Origin of the sequence: Rufibacter ruber, from assembly GCF_014138425.1 — a bacterium.
GTDB classification, from domain to species: Bacteria; Bacteroidota; Bacteroidia; order Cytophagales; family Hymenobacteraceae; genus Nibribacter; species Nibribacter ruber_C.
This window is the reverse complement of sequence record NZ_JACJIQ010000003.1, coordinates 272,226-285,073: the sequence shown is the minus strand read 5'-3', so window position 1 is coordinate 285,073 and position 12,848 is coordinate 272,226. Positions and strand designations below refer to the sequence as shown.

General features: G+C 51.9%; 11 protein-coding genes. All 11 read right to left on the bottom strand.

Features of this window, described 5'->3' with window-relative positions; genetic code table 11:
* Nucleotides 1–1,326 (bottom strand): cell division protein FtsA, encoded by a 1,326-nt coding sequence (gene ftsA, locus FHS90_RS05400; RefSeq protein WP_066833514.1) that lies wholly within the window; start codon nt 1,324–1,326, stop codon nt 1–3.
* Nucleotides 1,327–1,335: 9 nt separating this feature from the next.
* Complete coding sequence (locus FHS90_RS05395) at nt 1,336–1,920, bottom strand: cell division protein FtsQ/DivIB (protein WP_241498969.1); 585 nt, start codon at nt 1,918–1,920, stop codon at nt 1,336–1,338.
* 163 nt (nt 1,921–2,083) lie between these two features.
* Complete coding sequence (murC, locus tag FHS90_RS05390) at nt 2,084–3,493, bottom strand: UDP-N-acetylmuramate--L-alanine ligase (RefSeq protein ID WP_182512267.1); 1,410 nt, start codon at nt 3,491–3,493, stop codon at nt 2,084–2,086.
* Nucleotides 3,490–4,596 (bottom strand): undecaprenyldiphospho-muramoylpentapeptide beta-N-acetylglucosaminyltransferase, encoded by a 1,107-nt coding sequence (gene murG / locus FHS90_RS05385; RefSeq protein ID WP_182512265.1) that lies wholly within the window; start codon nt 4,594–4,596, stop codon nt 3,490–3,492. Before murG ends, murC begins: the two co-directional genes overlap by 4 nt.
* A complete protein-coding gene (locus FHS90_RS05380) occupies nt 4,589–5,758 on the bottom strand; it encodes an FtsW/RodA/SpoVE family cell cycle protein (protein WP_182512263.1) in 1,170 nt (389 codons plus the stop codon). Before FHS90_RS05380 ends, murG begins: the two co-directional genes overlap by 8 nt.
* Entirely contained in the window at nt 5,755–7,098 is a 1,344-nt protein-coding gene (gene murD / locus FHS90_RS05375; protein WP_182512261.1) for a UDP-N-acetylmuramoyl-L-alanine--D-glutamate ligase, read from the bottom strand. Before murD ends, FHS90_RS05380 begins: the two co-directional genes overlap by 4 nt.
* A gap of 49 nt (nt 7,099–7,147) precedes the next feature.
* The gene (locus tag FHS90_RS05370) at nt 7,148–7,528 is read right to left on the bottom strand and encodes a four helix bundle protein (RefSeq protein ID WP_182512259.1); all 381 of its coding nucleotides are present in this window, start codon (nt 7,526–7,528) and stop codon (nt 7,148–7,150) included.
* Nucleotides 7,529–7,568: 40 nt separating this feature from the next.
* The gene (gene mraY, locus FHS90_RS05365) at nt 7,569–8,786 is read right to left on the bottom strand and encodes a phospho-N-acetylmuramoyl-pentapeptide-transferase (protein ID WP_066833530.1); all 1,218 of its coding nucleotides are present in this window, start codon (nt 8,784–8,786) and stop codon (nt 7,569–7,571) included.
* A 60-nt stretch (nt 8,787–8,846) separates the two neighbouring features.
* The gene (locus tag FHS90_RS05360; protein WP_182512257.1) at nt 8,847–10,313 is read right to left on the bottom strand and encodes a UDP-N-acetylmuramoyl-L-alanyl-D-glutamate--2,6-diaminopimelate ligase; all 1,467 of its coding nucleotides are present in this window, start codon (nt 10,311–10,313) and stop codon (nt 8,847–8,849) included.
* Nucleotides 10,252–12,405, bottom strand: coding sequence for a PASTA domain-containing penicillin-binding protein (locus tag FHS90_RS05355; protein WP_182512255.1), 2,154 nt, complete (start codon nt 12,403–12,405; stop codon nt 10,252–10,254). Before FHS90_RS05355 ends, FHS90_RS05360 begins: the two co-directional genes overlap by 62 nt.
* Complete coding sequence (locus FHS90_RS05350; RefSeq protein ID WP_182512253.1) at nt 12,395–12,835, bottom strand: FtsL-like putative cell division protein; 441 nt, start codon at nt 12,833–12,835, stop codon at nt 12,395–12,397. Before FHS90_RS05350 ends, FHS90_RS05355 begins: the two co-directional genes overlap by 11 nt.
* Between the last annotated feature and the right edge of the window lie 13 nt (nt 12,836–12,848).

Genomic DNA, 12,848 nt, shown 5'->3' with positions numbered 1-12,848 from the left:
TTAGTAATTCTGTTGCTTGTCGTCAAAGTCATCAATAAGCATACCTTTGGTGCGCTCAAAGATTTTCTTGAAGAAGTCGCTGCCAGAAGAAGACTTCTGCTGCACGGGCTTGGCCTCGTTCACCGGTCTGCTCTCTGTGTTCGCAATCTCTGAGTAGCGGTTTGCCCGCTCATCAAGCGCCTGGTAGCCCGCCAAAACCAACCCAACCGTGGTCGCATACATGGGGCTCTTCACAGAATCAATCTTGCTCTTGCCCAAATGCTCGTTCGGGTAACCGATACGGGCATCAAGGCCAGTCAAATATTCTACCAGTTGCACCAGGTTCTGGAGCTGCGCCCCGCCGCCCGTGATCACAATGCCCGCCGCCAGTTGGTTGGCGTATCCGCTTCTAACAATTTCTGAATAGACAAGTTCAACAATTTCCTCCATTCTTGCTTCTATAATATATGCAAGGTTTTTGAGGGAAATTTCTTTGGGGGTACGGTCACGAAGACCCGGGATGGAAACGATCTCATTCTCAGAGGCCTCGTCAGCAATGGCTTTCCCGAAGCGGACCTTCAGCTGCTCAGCCTGGTTCTGCATCACCATGCAGCCCTGCTTGATATCTGAGGTAATGATATTGCCGCCAAACGGCAACACCGCCGTGTGCCGAATGATATTGTCTTTGAAGATGGCCAGGTCAGTGGTACCGCCGCCAATGTCAATCAATGCCACACCCGCCTCACGCTCCTCATCACTCAATACGCTCATGCACGAAGCCAACGGCTCCAGTATGAGCTGGTCTATCTCCAGACCGGCACGGTTCACGCACTTGTTTATATTGTTGATGGCATTAGATTGCGCGGTGATGATGTGGAAGTTGCCTTCCAGGCGCACGCCTGTCATGCCCACCGGATCCATGATTCCATCTTCGTAGTCCACTTTGTAATCCTGTGGCATTACGTGAATGATCTCGCTCCCCGGAGGCGTCACCAACCGGTACATATCATTGGTGAGACGGTTCACATCCTCCACGGTAATCTCGCTGTCCAGCGAGGTACGGGTGATGCTGCCATTATGCTGCAAACTTTTGATGTGCTGACCGGCAATACCTACGTTCACCACCTTGATATCAATCCCGCTCTGCTCTTCAGCTTGCCTGATTGCTTTCTTGATGGCCTCAACGGTTTTGTCAATATTGCTCACCATGCCCCGCACAACGCCCTCAGACACGGCTTTGCCCAAGCCCAGGATTTCCAGTTTGCCGTACTCGTTCTTCCTCCCTACCAACGCGCAAATCTTGGTTGTCCCTATATCCAAGCCTACCACAATTTTGTCGTTCTGCATATTGTTTATCTATTCACAAATAATCTGATCCTTGTACTCTACATTCAGCCGGCTGTATTTCTCCCAACCGGTCACTGGCAACACCTCCCTGTAAAAGATAAAAAGCTTCCTGAGCTTCTCTTCAAACCGGGCAGGTTTGCCTATCTCAATCTGCTGGTCTCCCACCTGGGTCAGGAAGCTAACTTTTCCTTTGCCATCAATATGCATGTGGGCCAACTGCGCTCCCCAAAAAGGGTCTTTCTCAATAAACTTAAGAAGATGCAGATAGGGCACCCCTACTGAATCCTGGAAGAACGTTTTGGTTCCGGAGGTCAATGCCGCATCTATGGTCACCGGAATGACATGGGCCGTATACAACTGAGACAAAGGGAGTTGATTCCCCTCTTCGTCCAGATACACGTCTTTGGTAGCACTTAAAACCCGAGCAATGGGCCGGTTCTGCTGTATAAAAACGTTGATATTCCCCTCTAAATCCCTAGAAACTTGCGCCTCCCTCACAAATTTATGCGATTTAATTCGCATTTCCAGCCGCTTGAGGTCAATCTCCCCTTTTTTAGTTCCAATGAGTGGCTGTACACCGTTGCGGGTGAGCAAGGCCTTTACTTCAGACTCACTAAGAAAGTAATTGTTATACTCATTATCAATTTTAACATTGACTTTTTTGCAGATTTTTTCGGACTGTCTATCCCTAGAAAAAGCAGCCAGAAAAACAAACCCTGCGGCACAAAAAACCGCAAAAAGAAGCGCTTTGACCTTTCTATTCCATAACATGTGCCTTCTCCTCCAGTAGTCGTTTAATATCAGGAACTAAGGTGTCAATGTCACCGGCCCCCACGGTGGCCAGCACGTTAAAGTCCAAATCTTTTGCTAACTCGGCTAGCACTGCCTCCTTTTTTAGCAACCGTTTTTTCTCCAGGTTCAACTGATCAAAAAGCAGCTCAGACGTTACGCCGGGCAAAGGTAATTCACGGGCCGGATAAATATCAAGTAACCATACTTCATCTGCCAGTTCCAGGCTTCTGGCAAACCCTTCTAAAAAGTCTCTGGTGCGGGTAAAGAGGTGAGGCTGAAAAATGACCCGAAGCTTCTGTCCCGGATACAAGGCCCTCACTGAACGCAGAAAAGCCTCAATCTCACGGGGGTGGTGTGCATAATCATCTAAATATACACTTTTTCCTATAGATATCACTTTTTCAAACCGTCTTTTTACGCCCGTATAAGCCGCAACTCCAGACTGAATCTTTTGCTCTGGCACCCCCACCAGCGATACCGCCTGCGCCGCCGCCAGCGCATTCTCTACATTATGGAAACCGGGTACCTGCAAAGCGGTCTCAGGCAACTGGAAGTTCCGCCCTTCGGCTGAAAATTTCATGGCTCCCTCCGCTAGCTGCACCTCCCCCGCACGCAGTTCCTCCTTCTCAAGCCCGTAGCGGATCACGGTCACTGACGAAGGCACGGCCTCGGCTATGCTTTGGTCAGCGGTGTGGTTCAGAATAAGGAAACCGTTTGGTTTGATCTGGCTTACAAACTGCCGGAACGACTCTACCAGCGCCTCTTTCTCCCCATAAATATCCAGGTGGTCTGGATCTGTGGAAGTGACCACGGCAATGTCTGGGTGCAAAGTTAGGAAGGAGCGGTCATACTCATCAGCCTCCACCACACACAGCGCCCTCTCCTCTTCCGCCTGCGGAAGCAAAAGGTTAGAACCCAAATCGGTAGAGATGCCGCCCAAAAAAGCTGAAGTAGACACACCCGCGTGATGCAGCAGATGGGCGACCATGCTGGAGGTGGTGGTTTTCCCGTGGGTTCCCGCCACCGCAATCAGATATTGGTCAGCCGTCAGCAATCCCAGCACCTGCGAACGCTTTTGTATAGTGAACCCTTCCCGCTCCAGATATTGCCGCTCCTGATGGGTAACTGGTACGGCAGGCGTCAAGACCACCAGCGTTTCTGACCTGTTTTCGCGAAAAGAGGCCGGAATCAGGTTCACGTCATCTTCATAATGAATATGCGCTCCTTCTTCGGTCAGTTTCTGGGTAAGTGGCGTGGGCGTTTTATCATAACCAGCCACGGCAAACCCTTTGGCCAGGAACCAACGGGCAATCGCGCTCATGCCAATCCCCCCAATGCCCAGGAAGTAGATATGTTTGAATTGGTGTAGGTTCATCTGATGAGCTTTAAAAGTTCCTGAACAATGGTTTGGGCGGCATGCGGCTTGGCTAAAAGACCAATGTTGTGGCTCAATTGCTGCTGCTTATCTTCATCATTTGCAAGGGCGATGGCGGTGTCCCACAAGGTCTCCCCTGCCTCCACGTCTTTCACCAATACAGCCGCCTCTTTCTGCACCAACGCCATAGCATTTTTGGTCTGGTGGTCTTCGGCCACGTTGGGCGACGGCACCAGTACCGACGGTTTCTGCGCCAGACACAGCTCTGAAATGGACAACGCCCCCGCTCTGGAAATCACTACATCGGCGGCAGCGTACGCTAAATCCATGCGCTTGATAAAGTCTGAAGCGAAGAACTGGTCTTTGGCATATTCTTTCACCGCGGCTTCTGCAGTAGGAATAAACAGTTTCCCCGTCTGCCAAATGAGGTTGTAGCCCGATTGCTGAATCTTCTGCAAATCTTTCTCAGTGGCTTGGTTCAAGGTTCTGGCGCCTAAGCTTCCGCCAATAACCAAAAAGGTTTTTCTCTCTGGGTTTAACCCGAAGAACGTCATGGCTTCTTCCCGTTTTCCTGCCAGCTCAATGATGTCTTGCCGTACCGGATTACCGGTCATGACAATCTTGGCGTTGGGGAAGAACTTGTACATGCTGTCATAGGCCACGCAGATTCTATCTACCTTATTGGCCAATAATTTATTAGTAATTCCCGCATGCGAGTTCTGCTCCTGAATCAGGGTAGGAATCTCCAGTTTGGTGGCCGCGTACAATAACGGTCCACTCGCGTAGCCGCCCACGCCCACTACCGCATCGGGATTAAATTCTTTGATAATCTTGTAAGAACTCCTGATGCTGGAAATCACTTTGAGGGGAAACGACAGGTTGTCTAACGTCAACCGGCGTTGCAGACCGCTAATCCAGAGACCTATGATTTTGTAACCGGCTTCCGGCACCCGCGTCATCTCCATTCGGCCTTTGGCGCCCACAAACAGGATTTCTGCGTTGGGGTGCAGGCGCTTGATTTCATTGGCAATGGCAATGGCCGGGTAAATGTGCCCACCCGTTCCGCCACCGCTGATAATGAACTTGAGGGGTCTGTTAGGCATTGGCTAAAACATTTGCAGGTTTATTCATGGCCGGAATGGCTTGTTGTCTGGCTTCATACTCGCTGCGGCTCACGCTCAGGATAATACCAATAGACATTCCGGTGAAAATCAAGGAAGTACCACCCATACTCAGGAGCGGCAGCGGCAGACCCGTAATAGGCCCCAGCCCCACGGCCACGCCCATGTTCACCATGGCCTGTATGACTAAACTGAAACTGAGACCTGCCGAGAGCAATCCGCCGAAGGCGCCCAAGCTGTTGGTCACGGCCACCATGCCCCTGTAGAGAAACGCCAGGTACAGGAAGAGGACCACCGCACCTCCAATCATGCCGTATTCCTCAATGATGATGGCGTAAATAAAGTCAGAGTACGGGTGGGGCAGCACGTTGCGCTGGTCAGAGTTACCCGGTCCTTTGCCCACCACCCCGCCCGTGGCGATGGCGATGTACGACTGTTCCAGCTGGAACACGCTCGCGTTAGGGTCCATAAAGTTCTCAATCCGGCTGATGGCGGTCTGCATACGCTGCCCTACCGCCAAAGCTATGGTCCCGAAGATAGCGCCCACCACAATCATAATCATGATTTGCTTCATGGGCACGCGGCCAATGAACATAAGCAAAAGGCATGTCAGGAACAGCAACAGACCGGTTGAAATGTTACTCATGGCAATTAAGCCGCAAATCAAACCGCTCCAGAGCACCAACGGAATCAGGGTTTCTTTGTAGTTACCAATGTTCATCTGGCGCTTGCTCAACATGCTGGCCAGGTAAGAAATCAGGGCCAGTTTGGCCAAATCTGACGGCTGGAACGTCTGGTTAATCACCGGAATGGTCAGCCAGCGCGAGGCCTCATTGATGTTAGAGCCTTTCAGGTAGGTGTAAATCAGCAAGGGCACCGAGAAGATGAGGGCCAGCAAACTGAGCTTCGCGTAATATTTGTAGTTCACTTTGTGCGCCAGCCACACAAACGCCAAGCCAATGAAAATCAGCGCCGAGTGCTTGAACAGGAAAAACTCGGTGTTCTTAGACATCTTGTAGGCCAGTGTACCCGTGGCCGAATACACTACGGCAATACTGATGAACGAGAACGAAATCACGATTCCCCACAAGATGGGGTCCCCTTTCAGGTTCTCCCTGAGCCAATTTTTTACCGGTGTTGTCATGCGTCACTTCCTTTCAATGCGGCAACCGCCTCGGCAAAAGAGCGGCCCCTGTGTTCATAATTCTTAAACAAATCAAAGCTGGCGCAGGCGGGTGAAAGCAATACCACGTCACCGGCCTCCGCAAAATCTTTAGCTAACTTAACTGCCTCGTTCACATCTTGCGTCTCTACCAGTTTGGGGCAGATTTGCGAAAAAGAGGCGATAATCTTGCTGTTGTCCACGCCCAGCGCCACAATGGCTTTCACTTTTTCCCGCACCAGCGGAAGCAAAGGCGTATAGTCATTCCCTTTGTCAGTGCCGCCCACTACCCACACAATGGGTTGCCGCATGCCGTCCAGCGCGTACCAAACCGCCTCCACGTTGGTGGCTTTGGAATCATTGATAAACTGCACGCCCTCTATCTCGCCCACCGGCTGCAATCTGTGCTCGGCATTCCGGAACGTGCCAAGTGCTTCCTCAATTTGGGCGGGTTCAATGCCTACCAACAGCGCGGCGCCCACGGCGGCCATGGTATTGTATTGGTTGTGCTGGCCAATGAGCGGCGAATTCGCGGTGTCTACTTTTGCCCTGATTTGGGAAAAAGAGGCCAGAATCGCACTCCCGTCATATTGAATGGCCAAGCCTTCAGAAGCTTTCAACCCAAAAGGCACCTGTGTCCCCGGCACTTCGTTCGAGGTCATGTATTTTTGAATCTCGGCGTCATCCTGGTTGAACAGAAAATAGTCAGACGCAGCCATGTTCTGCGCCAGACGGAATTTTGCGGCCGCGTAGTTTTCCATTTTGTTCCCGTAGCGGTCCAGGTGGTCTGGTGTGATGTTGAGCAAAATGCCAATGTCGGCCTTGAACTGGTACATATTGTCCAGCTGAAAGCTGCTCAGCTCCACCACATAGTAATCATGGGCATCTTCCAAGACTTTCCCGGCCAGACTTTCGCCCACGTTTCCGGCTAAGGCCACTTTCAGCCCTGCGCTTTTCAGCAGGTGGTAAGTTAGCAGCGTAGTAGTGGTTTTTCCGTTGGTGCCCGTGATGCAGATAAATTTAGCCTTAGTACAGCGGCCCGCGAACTCAATCTCAGAAATCACCGGAATGTTCCGCTCCAACGCCCCTTGAATCACAGGCGCTTTGTCTGGAATGCCAGGGCTCTTGATGATTTCCTCGGCCTCGTAAATCTGCTCCAGGGAGTGGGTGCCTTCCTCAAAGGGAATACCCGCCTGGGTCAGTTGCGCCCGGTACTTTTCAGCGATGCCGCCAAAGTCAGACACAAACACGTCATAGCCTTTGGCCTGTGCCAACAAGGCTGCGCCCACGCCGCTCTCCCCCGCTCCTAGTATGGCTATCATTTTGTTATTCGTTGTTAGTTATTCGTTGTTAGACTCCAATTCTTACAAGTTACTCAGCTTGCTGTGACTTTGGAGGCAATCCTCTGTAATAATTAATGAACCCATGAAGCAGTTTCTTGCAATTCATTACCTCCTCAAGAGCTACCTTCAGTTGCTCTTCTGAAATATAATTTTCATCAAAGGCTACATAGAGCTGGGTTTCTACCTCGAAGAGTGAACCTCTTGAGAAATAGAAGAAATTGACCGCATCTTTCGTTGTTTGTCTTCCGCAGCCTTCTGCAATATTTGAAACTATAGAAACAGCCGCTCTTCTTATTTGAAGTGTCAAACCAAATAATTCTTCCTTCGGAAAGCTTCTTGACAACCTATACACAGAGCTAGCAAGAACTCTTGCCTTTTTCCAAACATCCAAATCTGTGTATGCCCTCATTCCAAAACGAACAACTAACAACGAATAACTATCAACTAACTTACCTCAATTTCAAAGTCACCAGCGTCAAAATGGCCAGCATAATGCCCACAGTCCAGAAACGGGATACGATTTTCGCTTCATGATACCCCAGCTTCTGGTAATGGTGGTGCAGCGGCGACATTTTGAAGATTCTTCGGCCTTCACCGTATTTTCTCTTGGTGTACTTGAAGTAGCTCACCTGCAGCATCACTGAGAGATTCTCCACCAGGAAAATGCCGCAGAGAATAGGTATCAGGAGTTCTTTGCGCAGAATCAAGGCCAGAACGGCAATGATACCACCAATGGAAAGGCTGCCCGTATCCCCCATGAACACCTGCGCGGGGTATGAGTTGTACCACAGAAACCCCACACAGGCCCCCACAAAGGCGGTACAGAAAATCACCAGCTCGCCTGTGTTAGGAATGTACATGATGTCAAAGTAGTCAGCGAAGACGGCGTTACCAGACACCCACGCGAAGGCGGCCAGGGTGGTTCCAATAATGGCCGAGGTTCCCGCTGCCAGCCCGTCAATCCCGTCGGTGATGTTGGCGCCGTTAGAAACCGCCGTAATGATGATAATCACCAGCGGGATGTATAGAAACCGGGCGTAAGAGCCCAACAAAGGGCTCGCGAAGCTGAAGAAATGGTGATAGTCCAGCTCGTTGTTCTTGGTGAAGGGCACCGTGGTAATCATCTTGCGCACATCTGTGTAGGTGCTGCCCACATCAATGGCAGAGATGCCTTTCGCGGTCAGGTATTGGCGTACCACCACGTCTTCAGAGAAGAACAGTGTGAGCCCCACAATCAGCCCCAGCCCCACCTGACCAATTATTTTGAATTTACCAGCCAGCCCTTCTTTGTTCTTTTTAAAGACTTTGATATAGTCGTCCAGAAACCCGATGGCCCCCAGCCACAAGGTTGACACCAACATAAGGATGATGTAGATATTGCTCAACCGGGCCAGCAGAAGCGTTGGCAGCAAAATGGCCAGCAAAATAATGAGACCGCCCATGGTAGGCGTGCCTTTCTTTTCCAGCTGTCCTTCCAGCCCCAGGTCTCTGATGCTCTCGCCCACCTGCTTGCGCTGCAGCATTCTAATGAGGCGGCCACCAAACACCATGGCAATCAGCAAGCTCAGCAATGCCGCCAACGCCGCCCTGAAGGAGAGGTATTGGAAAACGCCCGCCCCCAGGAGGTCAAATTGTTGGTCTAAGTATCTGAAAAGGTAATAAAGCATCTGTTTCGGGTTTAGGATACAGGAGTTATTTTGTCGTTTCTCCCCTCCAAATCAGTCTAGTTACTTCTGCAGCAGCGCAAAGGCCTCCTGCAATACTTGTTTATCATCAAACGGCGATCTTTCGCCTTTTACTTCCTGGTACGTCTCGTGCCCTTTGCCAGCCACCAGAATAATATCATCGGGTTGGGCTAGCAGGACCGCGGTTTTAATGGCTTCTTTTCTATCTACCACAGAAAGCGCCTTTTTCAAATCTGCCGCTTTTACGCCTACCTGCATCTGGTTCAGGATTTCCTGCGGGTCTTCGTGGCGGGGGTTGTCTGAGGTCAGAATCACGCGGTCACTCAGGCGGGCGGCAATGTCGGCCATCACGGGGCGTTTAGCGGCATCGCGGTTTCCGCCGCAGCCCACCACCGTAATCACCTTCTGCTCCGGCTTTCTGATTTGGGCAATGGTTTGTAGCACATTCTCCAGCGCGTCAGGAGTATGCGCGTAATCCACAATGCCGGTAATCTGGTCAGCGGCAGACACCACGTAATCAAATCGGCCGGCGGCCGAAGTCAAATTAGAAAGGCTGGCCAGTACTTCCTGCGGGTCTTCGCCCAACAGCACCGCTGAGCCATACACGGCCAGAATATTGTAGGCGTTAAACGTGCCAATGAGCCTAAACCAAACTTCCTGCCCTTCCAGCTCCAGTTGCAGGCCCTGAATGGAGTTGTCCAGCAGGCGCGCCTTAAAATCAGCCTCTTTGCGGAGGGCGTACGTTTTTTTCTCGGCTTTGGTGTTCTGCAACATGACCATGCTGCGCTTGTCATCTGCGTTCACCAGCGCGAAGGCTTTTTTGGTGAGCCCGTCAAAGAACAGCTTCTTGGCCCTGATGTACTCGTCAAAGGTGCCGTGGTAGTCCAGGTGGTCATGGGTGATGTTGGTGAACACGGCCCCGGTGAACTGCACGCCCGTGACGCGGTGCTGCACCAGCGCGTGCGAGCTCACTTCCATGAACGCGTGCGTGCAGCCGGCTTTCACCATCTGGGCCAGTAGTGCCTGCAACGTAATGGCGTCTGGCGTGGTGTGCGTAGCCGGAATCACCGTTTCGTTTATCTGGTTCTGCACCGTTGATAGTAAACCGGCATTGTAGCCCAAATCCCGGTACAGCTTGTGCAGCAGCGTGACGCAGGTAGTTTTCCCGTTGGTTCCGGTCACCCCTACCAGTTTCAGTTTTTGAGACGGATTACCGTAGAACTCAGCGGCTACGTAGCCCATGGCCGCGGCGGCGTTGGACACCACCACAAAGGTCACGTGCTCTGGTGCGTTTTCGGGCTGTTTTTCGCAAAACACGGCAGAAACGCCCTGAGCCACGGCCGCATCAATATAGTCGTGCCCGTCCCGTACAGTTCCCCTGATCGCAAAAAATGCCACGCCCGGCCCTGCCTGACGCGAATCCATGGTTAACGCAGAAAGCTCGGGGTTAGTAGGCCCGAGCAATTGCGTTGGCTGGTAAGACTTCAGCAGGTCTTGTAGGTTTGCCATTTCGTTTTAGTGTGATGGTAATAACTGCGCCTTTCTGAAGGGGCGCCCCCGGTGGAATACTTTGGCTTTCAACCCTACCCAGCCCCGCTACCCGCACCTTCAGGCCGTTGTTCTCTAACAAGTAGATGGCGTCCCGGAGGGTCATGTCTGTGACATCTGGCACCTGCCCCATTTTCACGGGGACCGGCTTCAAAGCCACCGAGTGCTTTTGGGTATCAACCCGAATCCAATCCTCCTCGGGGTTCAGCGGATGGGCGCTAATGCCCAGTTTGTTGCATAAGAGCGTGATTTCTTCCTGGCTGCCGGCGTGCAGGCTCGGCAACTTCGGCATCACGCCTGGTTTTCTCCTGGCCATGGGGGTATGAATAGCCAAGTCTTGCGCATAGGCTTTGTCAGCCAGCTCCCTGAAAACCGGCGCGGCCACGTCACCGCCGTACTGCGCGTATTTCTGCGGGTTGTCAATGATCACAATACAGCTGTACTTAGGTCTATCTGCCGGGAAGTAACCCACAAATGAGGTAGAGTACTTTCTGGTGTACTGGCCGTTCATGAACTTACGGGCGGTCCCAGTTTTACCGGCCACTTTGTAGTCTTTGCTGCGCACATTCTTGCCCGTTCCGTTCTCCACCACGCCTTCCATCATGGCGCGCAGTTCAGCCAGGGTTTCATCAGAACAGATTTTAGGGTTTAGCACTTTGGCTTCAAATTTCTCCAGTTCCTGGTCAGCGCGTTTAATGCTCTTTACAATGATAGGCTGCACTTTCACCCCGTTATTGGCCACGGCATTGTAAAACGCCAGCGTCTGCAGCGGCGAAATCTTCAATTCATACCCAATGGCCATGGTAGAAAGCGACGGACGGCTCCAGCTGCGGTCTTTGGGCGATTTAATCACCGGAATGGCCTCGCCGTTCATCTGGAAACCCAGCGGCTGGTGCAGCCCAAATTTGTGCAGGTAGTCTACGTACTTCTGCGGGTTGTCCCCAAAGTGGGTCTGAATCAGGTCTGACACGCCCACGTTAGAAGACTTTTCAAACACCTGCTGCAGCGTGATTTTTCCGTAGCCGTGGGTATCTGTTTTCACCGCCCCGGCTATCCGCTTAGATCCGTTGCCGGTGTCAATGGTATCGGTGAGTTTCAGGTCAGTCTCTTCCAGCAAGGCCATCATAGACGCCAGTTTGAAGGTGGAACCCGGCTCGGTACGCCCCTGGTTACCTACGGCGTAGTTGTAGTCTTCCAGATAGAGGCCGGGGCCGTGCTTGCCTAAGTTGGCAATGGCTTTAATCTCCCCCGTGCTTACTTCCATCAGAATCACACAGCCGTGGTGGGCGTCATTCTCTGTGAGCACGCGGCGGAGCGCACTTTCTGCCACGTCTTGCAGGTTAATGTCAATGGTGGTCTGAATGTCAAACCCGGGCATGGGTTTGACCTCGGTCCCGTCATTGATGGGTTTGTTCCCCCCCGCCATGCGCTCATATAATGCCTCCCCATCTTTCCCGGCCAGATGGCGGTTAAAGCTGAACTCCAGCCCCGCGCCTTTCTTGTCTTCATTGATGAACCCAATGGTACGGCGCGCCAACGACCCGAACGGCAGGAACCGGCGGTCAATCTTCTCAAATATCACCCCGCCCTTGTTTTTACCGGCCCTGAAAATCGGCCATTGGGCCATCATCTTCTTGTCCTGATAATTAATCATGCGGCCGTTCAGGCGCACATACTTGCGTTTCTCGCGGCGGGCATTCTTGATTTTGCGCACATAATACGCCTCAGAATGATCACCGTAGAAACGGGAAAGCATCATACCTAAGGAGTCTATGCCTTTGTTGAACACGTCTTCCTTGGGAATAGACGGGTCAAAGGCTACTCTATAAAAAGGCAAAGACGTGGCCATAATCCGGTCATCATCTGAGTAGATGTTGCCGCGGGTGGCGTAGATGGGCTGGTAATGGAACCGCTTCTCATTGGCGATTTCGCGCCAGCGGTCGCCGTCTTTGAACTGGATAACCCCTACCTTATAAATAATAGCAAACGCAAAGAGACAGATAGCCAAAAAGGCCAACCGCACTCGCGTGACAATGGACCTCTTAATATTCATCTTTCTTAATAACTACTTGTACGGGTGGGGAAGAACTTTCAACCAGGCCGTAAGGTGCCACGTTGCGGGCCACCTCAGACTGCTTGCTCGCTTCCATGTAATCAGATTTAAGCGTGGTGTAATCGGCGCGTAAATCCTCTGTCTCGGCTTTGGTTTTGTCAATCTGCCGCAGCGTGCGCTCCGCGAAGTGGGTGTTGCCAATGTAGAACAGCACCACCCCCATCACAAACAGCACCTTGGGCAGGTACTTCACGGGCAGACCATCAGCAAAGAACCAGTCTACTTTGGTGTAGCGGTCCAGCAGCTCAAACAGACTGGTGCCTTTCTGACACGGCGGTCTTGGCGCGCGCACGGGCTCTGCCTTAGGCACTTCGCGCATGGTGTTGGCCTTGGGCCGGTTAACTTGCGGACGTACAGTGTTGACTGCCATATTCAATCTTCGT